This window comes from Moraxella bovis, assembly GCF_002014975.1.
GTDB lineage: Bacteria > Pseudomonadota > Gammaproteobacteria > Pseudomonadales > Moraxellaceae > Moraxella > Moraxella bovis.
The window spans coordinates 1-21,638 of record NZ_MUXV01000016.1; the positions used below are offsets into that span (position 1 = coordinate 1).

The 21,638-nt window shown below is 45.3% G+C and carries 20 protein-coding genes, 1 tRNA gene and 1 pseudogene; 9 read left to right on the top strand and 13 right to left on the bottom strand.

Going from position 1 to position 21,638, the window contains the following annotated elements:
* Positions 1 to 52: 52 nt before the first annotated feature.
* Entirely contained in the window at positions 53 to 772 is a 720-nt protein-coding gene (locus tag B0182_RS04150) for a 16S rRNA (uracil(1498)-N(3))-methyltransferase (protein ID WP_078273730.1), read from the top strand.
* Position 773: 1 nt separating this feature from the next.
* On the opposite strand, the gene B0182_RS04155 is transcribed toward B0182_RS04150, so the two are convergent.
* The 7 genes from B0182_RS04155 to B0182_RS04185 all read right to left on the bottom strand — a co-directional run bounded on the left by B0182_RS04155 (position 774) and on the right by B0182_RS04185 (position 10,126).
* Positions 774 to 1,121, bottom strand: coding sequence for a RidA family protein (locus B0182_RS04155; protein WP_078273731.1), 348 nt, complete (start codon positions 1,119 to 1,121; stop codon positions 774 to 776).
* Between the two features lie 115 nt (positions 1,122 to 1,236).
* Positions 1,237 to 2,496 carry a D-amino acid dehydrogenase gene (locus tag B0182_RS04160; RefSeq protein ID WP_078273732.1) on the bottom strand — a complete coding sequence of 420 codons (1,260 nt, stop codon included), beginning with the start codon at positions 2,494 to 2,496 and terminating at the stop codon, positions 1,237 to 1,239.
* Between the two features lie 342 nt (positions 2,497 to 2,838).
* The gene (locus B0182_RS04165; protein WP_078273733.1) at positions 2,839 to 3,690 is read right to left on the bottom strand and encodes a CPBP family intramembrane glutamic endopeptidase; all 852 of its coding nucleotides are present in this window, start codon (positions 3,688 to 3,690) and stop codon (positions 2,839 to 2,841) included.
* Complete coding sequence (locus B0182_RS04170; protein ID WP_078273734.1) at positions 3,691 to 4,578, bottom strand: alpha/beta fold hydrolase; 888 nt, start codon at positions 4,576 to 4,578, stop codon at positions 3,691 to 3,693.
* A gap of 112 nt (positions 4,579 to 4,690) precedes the next feature.
* A tRNA-Leu gene (locus B0182_RS04175) sits at positions 4,691 to 4,775 on the bottom strand.
* 63 nt (positions 4,776 to 4,838) lie between these two features.
* Positions 4,839 to 7,385: a TonB-dependent receptor gene (locus B0182_RS15120; RefSeq protein WP_078273735.1), complete on the bottom strand. Its 2,547-nt coding sequence runs from the start codon at positions 7,383 to 7,385 to the stop codon at positions 4,839 to 4,841.
* Positions 7,386 to 7,510: 125 nt separating this feature from the next.
* Entirely contained in the window at positions 7,511 to 10,126 is a 2,616-nt protein-coding gene (locus B0182_RS04185) for a TonB-dependent hemoglobin/transferrin/lactoferrin family receptor (RefSeq protein WP_158079622.1), read from the bottom strand.
* A gap of 325 nt (positions 10,127 to 10,451) precedes the next feature.
* On the opposite strand from B0182_RS04185, the gene B0182_RS14805 reads away from it, so the two are divergent.
* The 3 genes from B0182_RS14805 (at position 10,452) to B0182_RS04200 (ending at position 12,993) form a co-directional block, all read left to right on the top strand.
* A complete protein-coding gene (locus B0182_RS14805; RefSeq protein WP_228157798.1) occupies positions 10,452 to 11,114 on the top strand; it encodes a hypothetical protein in 663 nt (220 codons plus the stop codon).
* Positions 11,115 to 11,426: 312 nt separating this feature from the next.
* The gene (orn, locus tag B0182_RS04195; RefSeq protein ID WP_078273737.1) at positions 11,427 to 12,011 is read left to right on the top strand and encodes an oligoribonuclease; all 585 of its coding nucleotides are present in this window, start codon (positions 11,427 to 11,429) and stop codon (positions 12,009 to 12,011) included.
* A gap of 55 nt (positions 12,012 to 12,066) precedes the next feature.
* Positions 12,067 to 12,993, top strand: coding sequence for a matrixin family metalloprotease (locus B0182_RS04200; protein ID WP_078273738.1), 927 nt, complete (start codon positions 12,067 to 12,069; stop codon positions 12,991 to 12,993).
* A 467-nt stretch (positions 12,994 to 13,460) separates the two neighbouring features.
* Here the strand turns inward: B0182_RS04200 and B0182_RS04205 are convergent, their stop codons facing one another.
* The 4 genes from B0182_RS04205 to hslO all read right to left on the bottom strand — a co-directional run bounded on the left by B0182_RS04205 (position 13,461) and on the right by hslO (position 15,342).
* On the bottom strand, positions 13,461 to 13,727 hold the full coding sequence (locus B0182_RS04205) for a hypothetical protein (RefSeq protein WP_078273739.1): 267 nt from the start codon (positions 13,725 to 13,727) through the stop codon (positions 13,461 to 13,463).
* Between the two features lie 19 nt (positions 13,728 to 13,746).
* Positions 13,747 to 14,034 carry a hypothetical protein gene (locus tag B0182_RS04210; protein ID WP_208624084.1) on the bottom strand — a complete coding sequence of 96 codons (288 nt, stop codon included), beginning with the start codon at positions 14,032 to 14,034 and terminating at the stop codon, positions 13,747 to 13,749.
* 71 nt (positions 14,035 to 14,105) lie between these two features.
* Positions 14,106 to 14,342 (bottom strand): hypothetical protein, encoded by a 237-nt coding sequence (locus B0182_RS04215; protein WP_078273740.1) that lies wholly within the window; start codon positions 14,340 to 14,342, stop codon positions 14,106 to 14,108.
* Between the two features lie 97 nt (positions 14,343 to 14,439).
* Positions 14,440 to 15,342 carry an Hsp33 family molecular chaperone HslO gene (gene hslO, locus B0182_RS04220; protein ID WP_078273741.1) on the bottom strand — a complete coding sequence of 301 codons (903 nt, stop codon included), beginning with the start codon at positions 15,340 to 15,342 and terminating at the stop codon, positions 14,440 to 14,442.
* A gap of 354 nt (positions 15,343 to 15,696) precedes the next feature.
* On the opposite strand from hslO, the pseudogene aat reads away from it, so the two are divergent.
* The 3 genes and pseudogenes from aat to B0182_RS14235 all read left to right on the top strand — a co-directional run bounded on the left by aat (position 15,697) and on the right by B0182_RS14235 (position 17,294).
* Positions 15,697 to 16,429 (top strand): annotated as a pseudogene (gene aat / locus B0182_RS04225) (leucyl/phenylalanyl-tRNA--protein transferase).
* Between the two features lie 146 nt (positions 16,430 to 16,575).
* The gene (locus tag B0182_RS04230; protein WP_078273742.1) at positions 16,576 to 17,145 is read left to right on the top strand and encodes a rhomboid family intramembrane serine protease; all 570 of its coding nucleotides are present in this window, start codon (positions 16,576 to 16,578) and stop codon (positions 17,143 to 17,145) included.
* Positions 17,142 to 17,294 carry a hypothetical protein gene (locus tag B0182_RS14235; RefSeq protein WP_158079623.1) on the top strand — a complete coding sequence of 51 codons (153 nt, stop codon included), beginning with the start codon at positions 17,142 to 17,144 and terminating at the stop codon, positions 17,292 to 17,294. Before B0182_RS04230 ends, B0182_RS14235 begins: the two co-directional genes overlap by 4 nt.
* A gap of 180 nt (positions 17,295 to 17,474) precedes the next feature.
* Here B0182_RS14235 and B0182_RS04235 read toward each other — a convergent pair whose 3' ends face one another.
* Both B0182_RS04235 and B0182_RS04240 read right to left on the bottom strand, forming a co-directional pair.
* Positions 17,475 to 18,647: an Mrp/NBP35 family ATP-binding protein gene (locus B0182_RS04235; RefSeq protein ID WP_078273743.1), complete on the bottom strand. Its 1,173-nt coding sequence runs from the start codon at positions 18,645 to 18,647 to the stop codon at positions 17,475 to 17,477.
* 64 nt (positions 18,648 to 18,711) lie between these two features.
* Positions 18,712 to 19,959 carry an NnrS family protein gene (locus B0182_RS04240; RefSeq protein WP_078273744.1) on the bottom strand — a complete coding sequence of 416 codons (1,248 nt, stop codon included), beginning with the start codon at positions 19,957 to 19,959 and terminating at the stop codon, positions 18,712 to 18,714.
* Between the two features lie 177 nt (positions 19,960 to 20,136).
* On the opposite strand from B0182_RS04240, the gene queA reads away from it, so the two are divergent.
* Positions 20,137 to 21,186, top strand: coding sequence for a tRNA preQ1(34) S-adenosylmethionine ribosyltransferase-isomerase QueA (gene queA, locus B0182_RS04245; protein WP_078273745.1), 1,050 nt, complete (start codon positions 20,137 to 20,139; stop codon positions 21,184 to 21,186).
* A gap of 78 nt (positions 21,187 to 21,264) precedes the next feature.
* Positions 21,265 to 21,638, top strand: a 374-nt coding sequence (locus B0182_RS04250; RefSeq protein WP_143821659.1) for a hypothetical protein, incomplete at its 3' end; no start/stop codon positions are given.

Genomic DNA, 21,638 nt, shown 5'->3' on the forward strand with positions numbered 1-21,638 from the left:
TACTTTTTAGACCAGAGCCTTATTTTTAATAAATCATTTAAAAGGCGATTTCATGCGTTTTTTTGTAGATATGCCCCTAGCCGTACATGATACGATAACCCTGCCTGATGACGTGTATCATCATTGGACGAAAGTTTTGCGGGCAAATATTGGCGATACTGCCACGCTCTTTAACGGGCAAGGGGGCGAATATACCGTCACGCTCACTCGCATTGACAAAAAGTCTGCCCATGTGCGTATAGATGACTTTAACCCTGCCAATCGCACCCTGCCTTATCGTGTTACCCTAATCCAAGCGATGAGTAAGGGCGAGCGTATGGATTATACCATCCAAAAGGCGTGCGAGTTGGGCGTGTCCGCCATACAGCTCATCACCACCGAACGCTCCGAGCGACTCAGGTATGAACGTGATAACAAAAAACTCATTCATTGGCAAAAAATCGCCGTCTCTGCCTGTGAGCAATGTGGGCTAAATATTATCCCTGCCATTTTACCCCCTGTTACGCTGTCGAGCTATCTAGCAAGTTGTACCGATGAGCTAAAAATTGTCATGAGCCTATCAGACGACACGCACCGCTATATTCCAAAAGCCCCCTTGCCGTCCACGATTGGCATACTGGTCGGTTCAGAAGGCGGGCTGTCTGATGATGAGATAGATGCGTGCCATAAGCATGGCTTTTTGTCGTGGACGATAGGCGAGCGGATACTTCGCACCGAGACGGCAGGGGTGGTAGCGTTGGCAGGCTTGCAGGTGGTGGGGCAAGTGGGCTAAACTAAACCGCTGCCGTTACCACAATCTCAATAAGCCAGTTTGGATTAACCAAATTTGCCTGAACCGTGGCACGAGTGGGCGGAACATTGCCTGCTATCCAAGCGGTGTATTCGGCATTAAATTGTTCAAAGTCGTTTAAATCTTTGATAAAGACTTGGGCGGTCAATAGCTTGGATTTGTCTGTGCCTGCTTTGGCGAGTGCTTTGTCAATATTGGCAAGCACTTCACGAGTTTGCCCGACAATGTCAAGGCTATCATCGTCAGGCACTTGCCCTGCCAGATATACCACGCCGTTATAAATGGCGATTTCGGTAATGGTTTCGTTGCTGTCAATTTTTTGAATGTTCATAATATTTCCTTAAAATAAAAAGATGGATAAAGAAGTTAAATTTGATACACTTTACAAGGGCGAATAAATCAACCTTGCCGCTTAAGGCTATTTGGTGCGGCAAATTTGTTTATTTTTATTTTTGATAACGGCTTATATTTAAGCCCTCCAATGAAATCTCAGTTTGTTTGCCTGTAATAATATCACAAAGCAGTTTGCCAGAACCACACGCCATCGTCCAGCCCAGCGTGCCGTGTCCTGTGTTGATAAATAGATTATCAAACTTGGTTGCTGTTGCTCCGATAATCGGCGTGCCGTCTGGGGTCATTGGACGCAGACCCGTCCAAAACTGTGCTTTTGGCAAATCACCACCATCAAACAGGCTTTTTGTGACCATCTCTAAGGTCTCACGGCGAGCAGGATTTAATGACAAATTAAAGCCCGACAGCTCCGCCATACCGCCCACACGAATGCGATTATCAAAGCGAGTAATGGCGATTTTGTAAGTCTCATCGAGCACGGTAGAAACAGGGGCTTTTGTTTCGTCCACGATTGGCACGGTCAAAGAATAACCTTTGACAGGATAAACAGGCAAATCAAGTCCCAAATCCTTTGCCATCACCCGAGAATAACTGCCGAGTGCCAACACAAAACCGTCTGCCGTCAAGGTTTCGCCCCCTGCAACCACGCCTGTCACTTTTTGATTTTCAGAGATAATTTTGTCAATGATGGTGTTAAATTTAAATTCTACGCCCAAAGTTTTGCAATGTTCGGCAAGGCGTTTGGTAAATAAATTACAGTCGCCCGTTTCATCATTGGGTAATCTTAGACCGCCCAAAAGCGGAGCGGTAGCATAAGCAAGTGCAGGTTCAGCCTTGATAAGCCCATCTGCGTCCAGTATCTCATAAGGCACACCACATTCTTCTAACACTTTGGTATCAAGGTGCATGGCTTGGATTTGGGCGGGTTTACGAAACAGCTGTACCGTGCCACCTGTACGATGTTCATAGCCAATGCCAATCTCATCACGTAAGGCACGGATGCAATCACGGCTGTACTCTGACACTCGCATCATGCGTTCTTTGTTGATTTCATACTGCTCGGCATTGCAGTTGGCAAGCATTTGTTTCATCCATGCCAGTTGAAAGCCTGTGCCATCAGGCGTGATGGCAAGGGGAGCGTGCTTTTGCATGAGCCATCTGACCGCCTTTTGGGGGATTTTGGGGGCAGCCCAAGGGGTTGAGTAACCAGGGGAGATTTGTCCGGCATTGGCAAAACTTGTCTCCATCGCCACATCCGATTGGCGGTCTATGACGGTAACTTTTGCCCCTGCTTTGGCAAGATAATAGGCGGTGGTCGTGCCAATCACGCCCCCACCCAAGATAATGATGTCCATAAAATACCTTGATGATGACTTGTAAGTAAATTAGGGTGTGCCTGCCTTTGGTATTTGCAATGAAAAATGCCTGTTTAAAAAAGCAGGGGAATCGCACGTTTTTCAAGGGAAAAAACTTGAGGCTGTGAGTTTTCTATCAGGCAAATTTTTGACTTCGAGCCACAAGATTTAGCCATTTTTCATGCAAAAATTGATTAAAATTGTCAAATTTTCATCGTATTTTATAAAAATGTTATAAATGGCAGGCACGCCCTAGTATGTTTTGCCCGGTTAAAGTTTGTAATTAGGGTGTGCTTATAAATAGTATAACAAGCTCTGATGACAAAGAAAAGGGCTTTTGAGTCAGCTTGCCAAATACACCGCCATCGCCATGCCATTATTGACCATGTGCATGAGTATTGCCATGATGAGTCCGTATTTGACACGGATATAGCAAAACAGCAACGCCATGGCAAAGATGACCATCATGCCAAGCGGGTCGTATTGTAGATGAACGAGTGTAAAGAGCAGACTGCTTATGAGACTTGCCATGAGTGTGGACTTAGCGATGGTAAAACCGACCAGACGGATGGGGATTTGCTCGGCACGATGACGATGAAGCAGTCCGCCAAATATCAACCCCCGAAACACCAGCTCTTCGTAGATGGGGGCGACCACCACGATGGCGAATATGAGCAGGGGCAGGGACTCATCTGTGATAAGCCCATCCAAAAAATCCATGGGCGAGCCGTCCAAGGCGGTCAAGATAATCTCACTTACCGCCATGAATGCTATCATGCCTATTAGACTGACGACAAAACCCCGAACGCCCATCGCCTTTATCCCAAAAAACTGCCAAACAGCCCCCCAGTGATGAGCTGATGGGGTGTGCCGTGGCGTGCCGTGGCGTGCCGTTTTGCTTTTAAATAGCACCAAACCTACGGCAAACAGCGTAAAGGCTAGGGCAGTGATGACAACCGAGATGGCGACCACCACGCCGTTATTGGAGCCGAGCATGATGAGCGTGGCGACATTCAGACTGCCTGCCTGCTCATAATAAACCAGTGAGCCGATATACACGCCAATGATTTGTAAGGCAAACATGCCAAACAGGCAAAATAAGCACAGCCCCACCACGCCCACTGTCGAAAAAGAAATGGCAGGGCGTGGGGATGGCTTGCTCATCTGTGGGGCGGTTAGGTCATGATGGGGCATTTAGCGAGCCTTGATTTGTTGGGCGATGGTGTCTAGCACGAGATGGGCGGTGCTGTCGGGTGTCTCCAAAGGGAACATGTGCGAGCCGCCCACATAGATGACTGGTACGCCCCAACGGTCGTGGATGGCGTGGTATGAACCCATGTGGGTGAAGTGGCTGTCCTTGCCAGCGATGAGCGTGGTAGGGCGGTAGATGGTCAGTGACTTCGCCCAGTATAGGGATGGAATGGTGCGAAAGATGGCAAGCTCGACCACCTTGGGGATGGCGAGCGTGAATTTGTCGTCTTTGGCGGTCAGTCCATGCTGGATGTAGCCGTCAAAGGTGCGTGCGTCAAAGGCTCTAAACAGTCCCTTTTGGCGTAGACTGTCATGGGCAATCTGCCTGCTGTCAAAGGTGTCTTTGCGGTATTTGGATTTGCTGGCAGGCGAGATTTTATCGACAAAATAGTGATGAAATCTGGGCAAGGGGCGTAGGGCGTTGTCCATGACTTTAGATAACTGATAAGCTAGGCTCATCTTGCCCATAAGTAGGGATGGGTCAAGGGCGATGACTTGGCTGATGTGCGTGGGGTCTTTATCACACGCCTGCATGGTCGTCACCGCCCCCACAGAATGCCCCACGGCAACCAGCTGTGGCACGCCGTGTTTGTCGCACGCCTCACGGATGCTGTCTAGCACTTGCTCGGTCAGTCCCTGCCAGTGGTTGTCAAGTGGATAATCAGGGTGCGTGCCAAAGAGCTCAATATACTCAATACTAAACACCTGTTCCCAATGCTCAAACAGCGGTGCATAGACCTGACTGGGAAAACCATTGGCATGGACAAAATGCAGTACAGGCTTGCCTGTCAAGGTAGATGTGGGCAGGGTATCAAAAGGCGTGGTCGTCATGGGTTGTCCTATCAAGTGTCATGGGATTGGGTCATTATTGTGTTTATGAGAACAAATGTCAAGAAATTTACACACAAAAAAACCCAACCGCTTTCACGATTGAGTTAAAACATGGTGGGGACGGAGAGACTCGAACTCTCACGGGTCGCCCCGCTGGAACCTAAATCCAGTGCGTCTACCAATTTCGCCACGTCCCCGAATGTGTGGGGTATTATACACGATTTTTGGCAGGGGTCAAGTGGTTTTTGCAAATAAATGCGTCAGAATTTAAAATTTATCCCCAAACTAAAATTCCTGCCCATTTGCGGAATATAAGGCAAATGCGTTTCGTGGGCATAGACTTTTTGGTCTAACAAATTATTAGCATTAAAGAAAATTGAGTAATCCAAACCGCCTTTATAATTTTGATAATTCACGCCCATATTTAATAAATGATGACCTTTGGTTGGGGCTTCAAATTTGGAAACTTTATTTTGGTCAAAAGTGCGAACATATTCCATACTGCCCGACCATTTATCATCAAAATCGGCTTTGACTTTTGCCCCCAGTCGCATTGGCGGTAGGCGTGGCGTGGTGCGGTCTTCTTGGTCGGTGTAGGTTTTGATTGCAGGTTTGCCCCACGATGCTGGTGTATAATCAGAGACAATCGGTGGCATATCGTGCAATTTGCCTTTGACATAATCGCCAAAAACAGACGCATAATAAGTGTCATTCAACTGATAACCAATGCTCGCTTCCGCCCCATAAAATTTGGCAGGGCTTTGGTCATAACGGTTAATGCGTAATTTTTTAAGATGATTAACCCTTGCCGTGCCGAGATATTCGTTAATCGTGGACAAATAAATATAATTGTCAAAATCATACAAATACCCCGTCACTTTATAATCCAATTTATCGCCAACAAACTTTAAACCCAGTTCATAATTATTGGATTTTTCTTTGGTCAAATGCCGATTGCCAATTTCAAAAGAATTGGTGGCAAGGTGCATTCCGTGCGTATAAAGCTCTTGGCTGTTGGGCAAGCGTTCTTGGTGCGATGCGTTAAAGGAAAGCGTATAATTTGGCAAAAACTTCCAATGTACGCCAAGTGCATAAGAATGGGCGGTGTTTTTATGCGGTTTGGTGGCGTTGATGGCATAATCGGTCGCTTCTTTTAATTTGTCCGCATCCAATCTTAGACGGCTACGGTCTTGCATTATTTGTACAATGTGGTCGGTATCATAATCCATTGCCACTTTTTGTTTTTCTAGGCGAGTACCAAGTTCTAACTCCACATTGCCGACATTGTATTGCCCCATTGCAAATAGGGCGGTATTTTTTAGTACATTTTGGGTCAAAAGCTGGCGTTTTCGCCATTCAGTTTGGGGCGACAAGGCACTGTTGTCCTGCTCTGTATATTGTACACCCCACAAGGCTTTGGCATTTTTAAATGGCGTATGGGTCAGCTCCACACGAGCCACTTTGCCCTTGTTCATAAATGAAGTATTAACGACATCACCTTCTTTTTCATCGTGTTTATAATCCACATAACCAACATTGGCACGCACTTTGTCCACAAATGGCACAGGATTGTCCCATTCACTACGCAAATCATAACGGCGAGTGGTCAAATCCACAAAGGGCGTGCCGTGTTTGTCGTGCTTTTTGTGTACGCCGTGCGAGTGGTTAAAATTCTCGTGGGCGTGGTCGGCACAGTCGGGGCGTGGGTTGATATAATTGACATCGGATTCGTCAATCAGCTGGGGATAAGTCGCCAAATACGGTCTGTCCCACAAACTGTCAAAAATAGAAATCACCCCACAGCCTTCATAAATGGCGTTGTGAGCAGGCAAGCCGTATTTGTCTTTTCTTTCGCTGATTGCCACGCCCACATAGCCTTTGTTGCCAATCCACGACAGCCCAGCACTGCCCGATTTTGAGTCCGCCCAGCTTTCGGGCAAATAATCAAAATGATAATGCTGAATGGTGGACAAATCTTGTTCTAATATCGCCTTTTGAGCCAAATAACCTGCTTCATCGCTGATAAAGTAGGTCTTATCTCGCCAAGATAGGGGTGTGCCGTTTTTGATTGCTTGCCATTCTTTTTCTAGGGCGGCTAGGCGTTCTGGGGCTTTGACATAGCGGTCAATTTGATTTTCATTATCAAAAGTGGTGTATTGATAATTGGGCGTGCGATAATTGCCTGCCGATTTGTGCAAGCCCTCCAAATGCACGGCAACATTTTGCCCAAGCCCAAAAGTAATCGCCCCTGTGCCAAGTTTTTCATTATTACCCGTATTAAAGCGAATGCCTGCTTCACCCGTAATCGGCTTGTTGGGCAGTTTGGTGGGGATTTTGTTGTCCACAATATTGACCGCCCCTGCCGAATTGCCTGATTTATATAATAAAGTGCTGACCCCACGCACCACCTCAGCTTGACGTGCAAGCACCGTATCCACCATCACCGCATGGTCTGGCGAAAGATGTGCCATATCAATGACATCGGCATTGTTTTGCAAAATGGTAATGCGTTTACCTTCTTGCCCACGAATAATCGGTGCAGAAGCACCCCCACCAAATTGATTGGAATGAATGCCAAGCTCGCCGTCCAAAGCATCGCCCAAAGTTACTGCACGCTGTTTTAGCACTTCACTTTTTATAACCGTGTCGCCGACTTTGCGCGTACCTCCCAAAGCAAGGCTTTCTAAGGGTTGGTGCTTAATATTAATGATTTCATGCTCAAGTTGAACTGTTGGCACATCATCGGCGAGGGCATGATGGCTTAAAATCAGTAAAATAGCCAACGGCAAACGCTTATAAGCAGTCATAAGAAAATCTCCATCAATCAAAAATAAATATTATAACATAACATTAAGTATAGTTACAATACAACAAAATAATTGACAAATAAACAAAACCCGCCATCAGGGCAGGCTTTGTTACTGAGCATTAACTAGAACTCATAGGTTAGCGATAACGCGTAGTTACGACCGGGGGCAGTATAGCGGTTAAAGCCATGACCTTCACTGTCCACCAAACTATTGACACTGGTTGTGGCAAACTGACGTAAGGTTTCCCATGGAATGTATTTTTCATTGGTGATGTTATAAATGCCTGCATTTAAAATCCAGTTTTTATCCTTGCCAAATTTCTTCGACCCATAAACATCAAACAGTAGAGTGGATTTACTACGATTGACCACGTCATAGATCTTGACCTCTTCTGTGTAGCCGTCCGCCACCCTATCAATTTTATAGTAATCGCCCACAGCGCTGTCATAATCATAAAAACCACCATAACTACAAAAACCTGCATAGAAAGTGCTATTACAATAAACTTTGTCTTCTTTGTATTTAAGTCTGGTGTCTAAATATTTGGCATCGGAGGATTTTTTGGCTTGAGTATAACGTACCTTGCCATGAATCTCCCAGTCATTATTTGGGCTATAATAATTAAGACCAAGCATGAACATACCTGGAACCGCCGCTAGGGTATTAACCTCTTTTACACCATTAAAATCAGTCATTACCAAAGCCTTGTCTTTGGAAAAATGATAATCAGCCGTCAAATCCAAATTCCCATCAAGTTTTGACCATGCCGAAAAATCAGCTTTCATGCCGAATTTTAAACCCTTAATCTCTGCCCCATCAAGATTGTTAGATTGTAAGCAGGTGTGATTTGAGCAGCCAAGCACTCGGTCATTGCGATTGCTATTCCAATATTTGGTGTGAATAAAGTCTTCGTATTTAGTTATATATCCACCCAAAGTCAAGGTAAGCTCATTTTTAGGCTTAAATTCCAGCTCCAGTTCATGCGTCAAAGACGTTTCAGGCGTTAGATTATAGTTTGGTACTTGCTCGTTGGCATTAATAGTGAAGTTGCTATAAATCTGACTGACAGTTGGCGCTAAAAATCCTGTGCCAACTTTATAGCGTGCGGTCAGCCTGTCCTCAATCAATTGGTAATCAAGCATGGCATTCCAAGTAATGTGGTCGAACTTACTTTCTTTGTTATGTGTGCCAGCACGATAGGCATCACAAAAAACAGACTGGGCGTTATTGCTCACACAAGTGCCATAAGCCTTAGCATCTTCGGTCAAACTAGTTACTCTGCTACCAACCTTATCTCCTTGTAAATAGGGGCGATAACGCAAGTTATCATAACGCACACCCACCGCCGCCTTAAATCGGTCATTAAAATAGATGTTATCACCTAAAGCAAGATGATAAATGTCTTTCTTAGCATCAGGAAAAGCAAAGTTGACAAAACTGCCATCCACATCAAATTTATTATCCACATAATTTAAATAATGGGCGGTACTAGTATAGTCTTGCTTAGCGTGACTGCCTATCAGATAAAATTGATGTGCACCCAATCTGCCCCAATCAAACGATAGTGAATCTAGTCTTAGAGTCAGTTGTGCGGTGTCGTTGGTAATGGGGCGATATTCTCGATAAGATAGTTCAGGATTGTCAATTCTTGAGCGCCCAAAACCCAGATAATACTCCCAAGTGTCCGCCAGTCCCAATACTTCGCTTTTGGTATAGTCTAAGTTTAACTTACTTAACCAACGACTGGACTCTGGTAGGTACTGATAATTTACTCCATAATTTTTAAGCTCCTCTTTATCATGCGCAAAACGTGTGCTTGAGCCGTTACGCGAGCCGTAAGTGTGCTTGCTTTGGGTGTTCATGTGATTGGTTTTTTCTTGATACATGCCATGTAAACCAACCCGATGATTATCATTGATATGATAATAAAATTTTGCAAGGACGCTATCTTGCTCATAGGCTAATGCATCAGGATGAACCAGACTGGTTGTGCCGTTAGGCATCTCATCAAGGCTAAACTCGTAAATTGGATTGAGTTTATTTTTATCATGGCGCTTCATGTCATGATTTTTCAGCTCATGACCCTCACGATGAGCATAATTTAACAAAAACTCCGCTTTATCATACACGCCTGCCAAGCCCACCGCGGTCAACAGCTCTTCGTTTTTGGTGGTGTAACCCACTTTGGCATAACCGCCCAAATTGCCATTTTTGACCATACTAACAGGCTCTTTGGTCATATAAGATACCGAACCACCAACTGCACCTGACCCTGAAAGTAGACTATCAGAGCCTGTAGCGATACGCACATTACCCATCATCTCTAAGTCTGGGTTAAATCGTCCTTCGTATTGATAGCCGTAAGGAGAGAATATTTCATTCACCTCCACTTCAGGTAGTGCCACGCCATCAATGTTCATCGCCACACGGTTGCCATCCACACCACGAATGGCAAAGCCTTTATTGCCATAACGACCCACTTCTGCCACATCTACTTCGGTGTTATAACGAACAAGATCTTGGCTGTTTTGTGCCATTTGTTCGTTGAGTTCACGGCGAGTTACAATGGTTTCGCCCACTTCCTCTTGGGGTGTGCGACTAATAGTAATCGTCTCATGTCCAAGATGAACTTTAGGTTCTAGGCTGTCATCAGCATGAGCCTGTATGGTGTGGCACATCATGGTGGTGGTGATGAGTAGGGCGAGCAATGATTTTTTGGGGAGGTTGTATTGATGCATAGAGCCATGCCTATAAAAATAAAACAAATGTACTGTGGTTATTATCAAGCTGTAAGAATACATACAAAATGACAACAAACAAGGTACTTTACCTTAAAAAATTATCTTTGTAAATAATAACAGTTATTATCTTTATATTTATTTGTAAAAATCTAGCAAATGCTTTTATTTGATGTTTGGGTGTTTATCGTTTAAAAAATAAGCGTATGATGATGGATAAAAGGGAAGTACAGCTTGGCAGTTTACTTGAAATTTGCCGACATAATCGCCATAATATAAAGATGGTTTTTAATGATATAAAAGTACGCTAAGAGTAGGCAATCTTATGGCAAAGCAATCCGACAAGCAGGCAGAGCAGGGCGTGATGACAGATGATGTGTCTGTCTCTACCCAAACGCACCCGCAAGACAAACCCAAACGCACCCGCAAGAAAAAAGACCCAGCAGATGTCGCCCTTGATGTACAAGTAGGCGATGTGTCAGCGGTGAGCGACACCGCAGGTCAGCCAAAAAGCACAAAAGCAAGAGCTAAGGCAAACCAAAACAAACCAAAACAAACCAGAACCAGTCAAGCCAAAAACACCGAAGATGCTGACAATCAAGCCAAAAGCCAAACCGACAATCAAACTGCCAAGCCAAAACGCACCCGCAAAAAAGCAGTCAAGGCAGACATCAGCGAAGAAACTCATGCACAGCAGGGCGATGAGTTAGCCACAGATGAGCGGGGCAGACCACGTTTTGGTGCCAAAGAAGCCATTTTGGAATTTGTTGAAGTGGAGAGTGGCTCGCTCGTCCTGCGAGAAGTGGGGACGGATGAAGCGTTGGTGAGTATTGCCTTTGCTGATAAGGTCAAGGACATGGTTGGAGCGGAGCATATCCAAAGTATCGGTCAGCACATGATTTCGGCGGCGATAGCCACGGTCATGGAACGCCAAATGCGACAATACCATGCCCATGTCTATGACGAAGCTCCCAAGCGATTTAGTTGATTGGCTGGTTAGGGCGTGCCTGCCCTTTATAACACTATTTACAACATAGAAATATTTTACAAATAAATCAATCGTTTTTGCATGAAAAATGGCTAAATCTTGTTTTTCATCGTCAAAAACTTGCTTGATAGAATAACTATCAACCTGCGTTTTTTCCTTGAAAAACGTGCGATTTCCCCTATTTTTCATTGCAAATACAAAAGGCAGGCACGCCCTAAAAGTGGGGCGGTTGTCCCATTTTGTTTTTATTCCTTGCTTTTTCTTTATAATATCAGATTGTCCAAGAGATAATTTACCCAAATTAGGAACATCATGTCCAAGATTCATATCACGCACCCCAAACCCACCCAAAAACCCAAAAAAGCACTCATTTGGATTGACTTAGAAATGACAGGGCTTGACACCCAAAAAGATGAGATTATTGAGATTGCGACCATTGTTACCGATGATAATCTTAACATTCTTGCCGAAGGTCCTGTGTTTGCCATCAAAGTCCCCGATACGGTGCTAAACGGCATGGACGAATGGTGTACTCGTCAGCACCGAGAGTCGGGTCTTACCGACCGTGTCCGCCGTAGTGCGGTAACATTGGCAGATGCCGAGCAGGCGACCATTGAATTTTTGTCAAAGTGGGTGGATAAAGGGGTGTCACCCATGTGTGGTAATTCCATTTGTCAAGACAGACGCTTTTTGGCAAGACAAATGCCCACGCTTGAAGCGTTTTTTCATTATCGTAACTTAGATGTGTCTAGTGTCAAAGAGTTGTGCTATCGCTGGCGACCTGATGTCGCTCGTGGCTATCAAAAGGGCGGTACGCATCTGGCGTTAGATGATATTAGAGATTCTATTCGTGAGTTACGCCATTATCGTGAGCATTTTTTTAAATTGCTAGATTGATTTTTAAATTGCTAGATTAATTTGACGTTAGTCATTCTCTGATTTGAATAAATAAATGACGTTATTAAAAATCATTCGGCTGATGATATTGGCAGGCGTGGTGTTGGTGCTTGGGTTTTTCTCCTATCAGACCCACACCGAGCCACAGGTTCGCTACAACAGCTTGATTCATCGGCTGACTTATCCGACCGATTTGCGAGTGCGATATCGTATTGGCGATGTGGATGAGCGTTTTGGGCTAAGCCGTGATGAAGTCAAACGCCTTGCCCATGAAGCGGTGATGATATGGCATGACGGCACAGGTCGGCAGTGGTTCGTCTATGATGACAGTGCAAAAGTAAGTATCAATCTCATCTATGATGAGCGACAAATGGAAACTACAGCACGCCAACAAATCAAGCAAGAGCTTGACACGCTGCAACAAAATCACAAGCGAGATTCGGACAATCTGGCACGCCAAAGACAGGCGTTGCATGATGAGTTTTACCATTTGCAAACCGAGCTGACCGCTTGGCAAGAGCAATATAACCAAATCATTCATCTTATTAATCACACCCGTGACCCAAACGAACGCCAACGCTTGCTAGGCATAGAAAAGCAGTTGCGAGCCAATCAGCAAGCCCTAAATGCCAAAATTGACGCTTATCAGCTCTCCCAAGACGCCTTTAACCAAGCGGTAGATGGCATTAATCATAAGGCGGGGCATATCAATCACGCCATTGACCATGCCAATGCTCGCCTAACGCCTCGAGAGTTTCATAAGGGGCAGTTTGACGGGCATAAGATTGATATTTATGAATTTGAAAATATCGATGATTTGCGGTTGGTGCTGGCTCATGAGCTGGGTCATGCCCTTAGTATCGGGCATAATGATGACCCGACCGCGCTGATGTATCCTTATGCCAATGAGCAGGATTTGCATAATTTTGAGCTAAAACAGGCGGACATTGATTTGTTAAATGAGCGGACGTTGTATCGGTAGTTTATTGTTAATTAAAAAAACTTTTGTTTAATATAATTCACTTTTGGCAAATTCACCTCATGACTGCCATGATACGCTTGCATGGTGTGTATTATGATTTGCTCGCTTGCTACTTATGCCAAATAGATTGCTTACATAACCAATCGTGCTTTTGTGCTTTTTATAATAAAGACCGTCATCACTAAATTCCACATAATACAACACGATTTTGTACCATGTTTGGGTGCGTTGTTTTATCTCGGCATGATAAATTCTATCAAAACCGATGACCGTTTTTTCACGGTCGGTATAATGCTTGATAAAAGCGATATGCTCTTAATCATCGTCTCATGATGTCGCCACATAAGAATATGAGCGTACAACAAAAACAAGGCAAATCTGGCAAATATAGTCTGCCAACTTTGAAATAATACTGTGTCAAACTCGCTCTTAGTAATACTTGTACAACTTCGCTCGTTTTCCTTGTCTTATTTCAAATTTGTTTGACTATAATAAAAAATCACCGTAACGGGCAGGGCGTTTAAAAATGACTGATTGCCCATAAAAATATTGAGCCACACATTGCCAAGGCTGATTGCCAGTACACCAAATATCAACAACGTTGGCAAATGCTGTAATAGCACCATGCTGTCATCAAACTCATGGCAAATCGGGTAATTCCTAGGGTGCTTTGGGTAAAACTCATACATGACCGAAAAGCCGTCTTTGGCGATGTCGGCGGTTTTACCGTCCATGTGGGTGGGGTTGGTATGGTCAGATTAGGCGGTCTATACTAGGTAGTTCAAAAGGTGGGTAAGCGGACATATCCACGATGACAATCTCATCATCAAAACGCTGATAATGCAAAATGTATTCACTGGCCATGTCGCCAAATTCGCCTGCATAATCAGGTATACCGATATGATAATGCCACAGGCGATAGGCTTGGGCATATTTGACTTTTTGTAGCCAATTTGGGTCATCAGTGGGGACATTGTCTGATGATTTGTTGCGTCCTTGCAAGTTGTTAAGTCCAAACTGTTTGACGTGTTCTACGAACAAACCGATTTTAATTTGGTCGGCTTTTGGATAATTTTTTAGTCATAATTTAAATTGTGGGGTAAAAATAACTTTCATGAATTTACCCATGTCAAAAATTCATCCATATCATCAAAATCAGGCACATCAATACGTCCGCTTTTAATAGATTGGTCTATGCGTGCCAAATCAAAATTAAAATCGCCATTGGCATAATTTGGATTGACCGCTTGCTCTAAGGTTTTGACAGCAAAGGCGTGTGATGATATGCCTTGTTGTTTGGCACGGTACTCTACCATCATTTGTAATTCTTGGGGGATTTCTACAATCATGACATCTCCATGATAATAATATATCGCCGATTATACCAATATTTTTCACCAATAAAAACCCACTGTATGACAGTGGGCGTTGGTGGGGTGGGACGTATCACGCAAATAACTGCTTAATATCATCTTTATCAAAACGGTATTCCCTGCCACAAAACCCACAATCGAGCGTGAGTGTACCGCCATGAGCATCCACGACTTCTAAGGCTTCATCATGCCCTAGTTGCAAAATCGCCCCTTCGCTTTTTTCGGGCGAGCAAGTACAAGCAAAGCCAAGCGGGGTGGGTTCGGGCAGTACTACGTCTTCTTCGTGATACAGGCGATATAGGATTTCATCGGCAGGCAATTCGGTCAGCTCGTCCGCCTTGATGGTGCCAGTGAGTACGCTTAGTCTGTCCCATAGGTCAGGGTCGTTCTCTTTGTCAGCGTCTGTTTGGGGCAACAGTTGCACGAGCAGTCCGCCTGCTGTGGTCTCATCGGTGGCAAGTTTGATGATGGTGGGGATTTGGGCGGATTGTTTTTGGTAGTGGGCTAGGCACTCGCCTAAATTGTTGCTCACACGCTCGACAATGCCTTGATAACTCTCGCCAAAGTTAGGGTGAATGCTGATAAATAGCACGCCTGTTTTGATGACGGCAAAAGCGTCATCACTGGTGCAAAGTGATTGCCAAAACGCCTGTTTGTCATCGCTGTTGTCAAAACTTGCCAACGCACGCACCGCCCCCAGCTCTTGTCCTGATGAGTGGTCGCACTCTGCCATGGCAAAACGCAGGGGCGAGCTGTCGTCTGATGATTGCAGTTGAATGGATAATTTGCCGTCAATTTTGAGCGTGCCGATGAGCAGGCTTGCCGACACCAACATCTCACCCAATAAGGCTTTGATGGCAGGGGGATAATCTTTTTGGCTAATCACGGTGGTAAAACTGTCGGACAGTCGCACCACATCGCCACGCACGGGCGAATGCTCAATAAAAAAGCGTTGGCGATAATCTTTATTTAACATAATGTTTTCTGTTTTGTTGAATTAAAAATAACACTTGCCATTAATGGGGGTGTGTTTTAAAATTTAAAGCGGTCTGAATGATGGGTTGCTGGTGGGGGCAGATTTTTGTTTTATAAAATTGATTTAAAATATTATCAATAGTAGGAATGCTCCAAGATGTTTTTTTAAAATGATAAATGAGAAAATAAATTTACCCAAACTCACTGATTAATCATAAAATTGTTCAGTTGAAAGATATATTGTAAAATTTGCCCCTACAAAACCACCCATGGGTATATTGAATTAACAATACCAATCATAATTTATCACACCTTATTTTTTACTTTTTAAATTTTTAAATTAACCTTTTTATTTATGATAAACATTCACCAAATCCACGCCTTAGCCGATGATTGCCCTTATGATCTTAGACAAGGGGTGCAAACCTTATCTGATGACCAAGAATGTTTGGGCGTGGGGGCGGATTTGTCGGTGGCAACGCTGTTGCATGCCTACCGCTCTGGGGTGTTTCCGTGGTTTCATGATAAACCAATAGCGTGGTGGTCGCCCAATCCCAGATGTGTGCTAACGCCCAGCGACTTTATCCCTAAAAAATCGCTCATTCGCAAGGCTCGCCAGTCCACATGGACGCTGACGACCAATCACGCCTTTGCCGATGTGATACAGGCGTGTAGTGAGCCACGAGCCTATGCCGATGAGACGTGGATAGGGCATGAGATGATACAGGCGTACACTGCACGAGCTTGGTGTGGCGGTGAGCGTGGAGATATGGCAAGGTGAGCCACAAGCTAGTGCGTTGATAGGCGGGCTGTATGGGCTAAATATCGGGGCGATGTTCTGTGGTGAGAGCATGTTTCATCGGGCAACGGACAGCTCAAAGGTGGCATTTTGGGGGCTCATGCAGTTATGCCAACGGCAGGGCGTGGCACTCGTGGATTGCCAACTGGAAAATTCGCACTTGATGAGTTTGGGGGCGAGCCTGATGGGTAGAGATGAGTTTTTGGGTCGGGCGGACACACTCATGCAAAAGGACGTGGCAGGACTGGGCGGACGGCGATTTGTCATGGCGGTGCGTGAGCTGTGTTGATGGGTTGGTGTTTTTGTATTGCTATCTTTGTGTCCTGCTGTTTTATCAATTTTATACCACAAAATTTATTTGATAAATTTATTTTAATATGACAAAAATCATTCCGTCAATTAACTTTCACTTTCACTTTTTAGCATTTTATCACCATGACTTTAATACAACTCTCTAAAATCGCCCCGACAACCTTACTGCTTATCATCAGCTTTGTGGCGGTGATGGGCGTACAAGTCATGAATGGGATAAACATTGACGAGCAGACAGGGCAGGAGCTGATTCGCTATGGAGCGAACTTTTTGCCATTGACACTCATTGGTGAGCCGTGGCGACTGGTGACGGCAGGGTTTTTGCATATTGGGGTGATTCATCTGCTATTTAACAGTTTTGCCATGTATTATTTTGGCATGGTCAGCGAGCAGATATTGGGATGGTGGCGGTTTTTGGTGGTGTTTTTGCTGTCGGTGGTGGCGGGCAATCTGTTAAACCTATACATGACCCTAAGACGGATAGAAGAAGAGGGCGTGCAAGGGGTGGGGTTGTCGGCAGGGGCGTCGGGCGGTATCATGGGGCTGGGCATGTTGCTTTTGACTTTATCAATGTTCGGCTCGGCAAAGAAGTGGCGACTAAATACCAAGAGCTTGGCACTCATCATGGGCATTAACTTTGTCATGACCTTTGCCATACCCGGTATCGATGTGGCAGGCATCTTGGGGGCATGATGATGGGGGTGGTGTTGGGGCTGTGCCATGCGATGAGTCAAAAGTTAGGTCGCGCCAGTCAGGGCGTGTTTGCCCTGTGTGCGGTGGTCAGTGTCATTGTCATGACGGGGGCGTGGCAGATGATGAATGGTGTGGTAATGGGGTGGTAAAAATGCCAAAATCATGCACTATTTATAAATAGACTTCCTGCAAAATTAGTTTTCCGTTCGCTCTGAGCCTGCCTGCGGGTGGCGGAAAACCGTAAAATGGGTAGGTATAACTCACCATGAACGGTTTTCTTTAATTTGGGGTTTTTCAGGAAATTTAATGCACTTTACATTTTATACCATTTAAAAAATCCGCCCGCTTGCCCCTTTGTCAAATTTGCCTATTTGCCCATCAATATTTTTGGCGATATTTTCATAATACACCGCAAAATCATCACCTGCCATGACAGACGGCTCGCCCTTATCCATTTGCGTGCGAATATCGGTGGCAAGTGGCAGTTGCCCCAAAAGTGGCACTTGGTATCTCTCTGCCAGCTTTGCCCCACCGTCCGCCCCAAAAATGGCGTCCACATGACCGCAGTTGGTGCAAGTGTGCAGAGCCATATTCTCAACCACGCCAATGACGGGAACATCAGTTTTAAAAAACATTTCCATGCCTTTTTGGGCGTCTAGCAGGGCGATGTGTTGGGGTGTGGTAACGATGACCGCCCCTGTTACGGGGATACGCTGGGCGAGCGTGAGCTGAATGTCGCCTGTGCCGGGGGGCATATCGATGATGAGATAGTCAAGGTGGGGCCAGTTGGTTTGACTGTACAGTTGCATTAATGCTCCTGTCGCCTTGACCCCACGCCACGCCACAGGGGTGTTATCGCTCTCAATCAAATTGCCAATGGAGAGCATGGCAATGCCGTGCGCGTCTATCGGCACGAATTGGTCGTTTTCAACGGCAGGCTTGACCCCTGCCACGCCCAGCATGTCAGGTACGGACGGGCCATAGATGTCCGCATCTAGGATACCGACCCTTTTACCGAGTTTTTGTAGGGCAAGGGCGATATTGACCGTGGTGGTGGATTTGCCGACACCGCCTTTACCGCTGGCGACCACGATGATGTGGCGAATGCGGGGGTGGGGGGCGATGTCCGCCTGTTTGGGAGCGGATTTGGCGGGGGTGTCGTCTGTGGCGTGGTTTGGGATTTGATTTGACGACTGGGGCGTGTGGGTTTGCACGGCACTGGCGGTTGTGGTGGGGGCGACTTTGTCGGATAAGACGACATTTAAATTCACTTCTGCCACGCCAATGAGATGTAATCTGGCACGCAGGTCGTGATACACACGTTCAAGCTCGGCTTGGTTGGCGTCCTTATGCACCCTTAGGGCGATGTCTAGCGTGTCATCATGTAGGGATTTATCATCAATAAAAGTCGGCAGGGCTTGACCATACAGGCGAAAATCCTGCAACACCTTGTCAATGTCGCTCATATTAATGTGGATTTTCTTTTTAAAAGGGTTAAACATAATCGTCTCATTGCTTATATTTTCATTATTTTGTCATTTTATCATGTTTTAAAATCCTTGCCTATCAGCCAAACAGTCCATCAGTGCGTGGTTTTGCCAAAATTCCCACATACGACACGCAAAACAGCCCAAAGGACAACACCCATGCCACTTGCGAGATGAGTACCCACGTCATATAATCACCCCCAAACATCGGCATGATCACACGGCATAGGGCAGAGATTGTTATCAGGATAAACATTGCACTCACGGTTTTTGGGGGCTGATGAATGTTTCGCCCCGTATGTCCAAGCGACACCCGAGCCATCATGGCAACGGTCATGAGTCCCACGCCAAACAGGGCAAGCCCATGCAAGCCGAGCGAATGCACGTTCACGCTCGTATCAACAAAAGGCAATACGACAAAGAACGCCAAACTTGCGGTCATGCCCCCAAAGGCGATGATAAGCGACCACAGTAAGGGCTTTTGCCAAATGGCAGGGTGATACCAGTTTTTAAGACGGCAAATGTTGGCAATCACGCAAACCAGAGCAAAGGCACTGGCGAGCATGGGCGACTTGACAAATAAATCAAACACGATAAAACCAAAAAATCCGACTAGGTTCATTCTGTCTAATAGTACCGAATTTTTTTGTTCTATATTTAAGCCGTTGGGTTTGCCGTTGTTATCCACGCTAATGCCCTTGACGATAAAAAACGGCAACACCCGTCTGGCAATGGTAAATACCACGCCGATGACGAGATACAACGCCCCATACAGGGCGATTTGTTGTGTGGTGGTGCTGTCCAAAAACACCCCTGTATAAAAGGCGATGTTGGCAAGCATGAGCAGGGTAAGTTTGGCAACGATACCGATTTGGCGTTTTTGGCGAGCGGCCCACACCGCCTTGATGACCGAGTAGGCGGTCATGCCCCAAAAGAGCAAGTCAAACACAAATGCCACACTAAGCATGGCAACGCTTGGCGTGGCGTGTAATCCAAGCCAGAGCAGGCGAGCGACCGCCCACGCCCCAAATATCACCCCCAAATGCCAACCGTAGGGCATGGGTTGGCTTGTCCAAGTCTTGACGGCGGTCAATAAAAATCCAGCGATGACCGCCAACGCATAACCAAAAATCATCTCATGGGCGTGCCAATAAAAGGGGTTAAACGTGCCTTTAAACGGGGCAAAACCCTGCAAAATCGCAAGCCACAGCAACATGGCAAGTATGGCAAAGACCGCCGACCCCACAAAAAATATGCGAAAACCTAAGTTTAAAATGGGGTGGGGCGATGTAGGACGTGGGGCGGTGTTTTGGATATTCATCAGCATGGTAAAACATTCATTAAAAATAATGGTTATATGATACGCCTTTTTTGAGCACTTTGCAATTTAGCCAAAAGGTTTAGTTTAGGAATGAGAAATACCAGTTTGCAAACATGAGAAATACAAGCAAATCGCTGGGCTTTTTGATAAAATAAGTCATTTTTATTGTAACACAGCCACATCATGAACACACCCCTGCTCACCGCCGATTTTGACTACCATTTGCCTGATGAACTCATCGCTCGTTATCCGCTTGCCGTACGGTCTGGCTCTCGCTTGCTACACGTGCAAGGCGACACGCTTGCCGACCTAAATTTTAGCGATTTGCCTGATTTGTTAAACAAAGGCGATTTGCTCGTCCTTAACGATACCAAAGTCATGAAAGCCCGTCTATTTGGGGTCAAGGACACAGGCGGAGCGGTGGAAGTGTTGATAGAACGCATTACCGACCACGACAATCACATCGCCCATTGTCATGTACGCTCTAGCCGTGCGTTAAAGGTGGGGCAAACGGTGAGTCTGGCAGATGAGGGCATGACGGCAACGATGTGCGGACGGGCACAGAATTTGTTTGTCTTGCAATTTGATGCACCGATTTTGGCGGATTTGGAGCGTTATGGACAAATGCCGATTCCGCCTTATTTTGAACGCACGGCAGACGATACGGACGACACCCGTTATCAGACGGTGTTTCATGACCCTGCCAAGCAGGCAAGCGTTGCCGCTCCGACCGCCAGTTTGCATTTTGATGATGAAACTTTGCAAAAGCTTGCCAATAAAGGGGTAGAGATTGCCTTTGTCACCTTGCACGTGGGGGCAGGTACGTTCGCCCCTGTCAAGGCGGACGATTTGACTGACCACATCATGCACGCTGAATACGCCCACCTGCCACAGGCGACTGCTGACAAAATCAATGCCACCAAGGCACAAGGCGGACAAGTCATCGCCGTGGGGACGACCGTAACTCGCACATTGGAGACCGCCCATTTGTACCGTGTGGGCGGACAGCTTGCCGAGTTTAGTGGCGATACGCAGATTTTTATTTATCCGCCTTATGAATTTGGCGTGGTGGATAGGCTGATTACCAATTTTCATTTGCCAAAATCCACCCTGCTCATGCTCGTATCTGCCTTTGCAGGGACGGATAATATCAAAAACGCTTATGCTCATGCCATTCATAAGAAATACCGCTTTTTTAGTTATGGCGATGCGATGATTTTGGATAAAGGTTAATTTTGACATTTTAAAAATTTTCCAATGTGGGGGCGAATTGCAATTTGCTCTATTTCTCATTCATAAATAAGGTTTTTTATGAGCGACAATAAAGACACCCAAAGCGATGACGTTGAATTTAGTCAAGACGAACTTGAAGAACTTAAAAAACAAGGCATTGACGACGATGAGCTTGATGAGCTTGTCAAAACAGTCAATGATGAATTGTCCGACAATGCTAATGCCAAAGATTATGACAAAGAAAAAGAAACCGATAAATCAGAAGATAAAAAAATTGATATAAAAAATGATGAAGACAAAATTACAAACGCTGATAAAATCAAAACTAATTTAAAATCAAATGATGAAATTGAAACTGCTGTTTCAAATAATAAAACAAATAAAAAAGAAACTCACAAAACAGATGATTTAAAAAATAGCGAATTAAAAAACAAGGCAGTGGTTCAAAAAGT

Coding starts and splice junctions, on each gene's coding strand:
- B0182_RS04155 (WP_078273731.1), bottom strand. CDS start 1,121: ATGAACATTCAAAAAATTGACAGCAACGAAACCATTACCGAAATCGCC.
- B0182_RS04200 (WP_078273738.1), top strand. CDS start 12,067: ATGACGTTATTAAAAATCATTCGGCTGATGATATTGGCAGGCGTGGTG.
- queA (WP_078273745.1), top strand. CDS start 20,137: ATGAACACACCCCTGCTCACCGCCGATTTTGACTACCATTTGCCTGAT.
- B0182_RS04215 (WP_078273740.1), bottom strand. CDS start 14,342: ATGATTGTAGAAATCCCCCAAGAATTACAAATGATGGTAGAGTACCGT.
- B0182_RS04165 (WP_078273733.1), bottom strand. CDS start 3,690: ATGCCCCATCATGACCTAACCGCCCCACAGATGAGCAAGCCATCCCCA.
- hslO (WP_078273741.1), bottom strand. CDS start 15,342: ATGTTAAATAAAGATTATCGCCAACGCTTTTTTATTGAGCATTCGCCC.
- B0182_RS14805 (WP_228157798.1), top strand. CDS start 10,452: ATGGCAAAGCAATCCGACAAGCAGGCAGAGCAGGGCGTGATGACAGAT.
- B0182_RS14235 (WP_158079623.1), top strand. CDS start 17,142: ATGATGATGGGGGTGGTGTTGGGGCTGTGCCATGCGATGAGTCAAAAG.
- B0182_RS04240 (WP_078273744.1), bottom strand. CDS start 19,959: ATGCTGATGAATATCCAAAACACCGCCCCACGTCCTACATCGCCCCAC.
- orn (WP_078273737.1), top strand. CDS start 11,427: ATGTCCAAGATTCATATCACGCACCCCAAACCCACCCAAAAACCCAAA.
- B0182_RS04160 (WP_078273732.1), bottom strand. CDS start 2,496: ATGGACATCATTATCTTGGGTGGGGGCGTGATTGGCACGACCACCGCC.
- B0182_RS04170 (WP_078273734.1), bottom strand. CDS start 4,578: ATGACGACCACGCCTTTTGATACCCTGCCCACATCTACCTTGACAGGC.
- B0182_RS04150 (WP_078273730.1), top strand. CDS start 53: ATGCGTTTTTTTGTAGATATGCCCCTAGCCGTACATGATACGATAACC.
- B0182_RS15120 (WP_078273735.1), bottom strand. CDS start 7,385: ATGACTGCTTATAAGCGTTTGCCGTTGGCTATTTTACTGATTTTAAGC.
- B0182_RS04205 (WP_078273739.1), bottom strand. CDS start 13,727: ATGGACGGTAAAACCGCCGACATCGCCAAAGACGGCTTTTCGGTCATG.
- B0182_RS04230 (WP_078273742.1), top strand. CDS start 16,576: ATGACTTTAATACAACTCTCTAAAATCGCCCCGACAACCTTACTGCTT.
- B0182_RS04235 (WP_078273743.1), bottom strand. CDS start 18,647: ATGTTTAACCCTTTTAAAAAGAAAATCCACATTAATATGAGCGACATT.
- B0182_RS04185 (WP_158079622.1), bottom strand. CDS start 10,126: ATGCATCAATACAACCTCCCCAAAAAATCATTGCTCGCCCTACTCATC.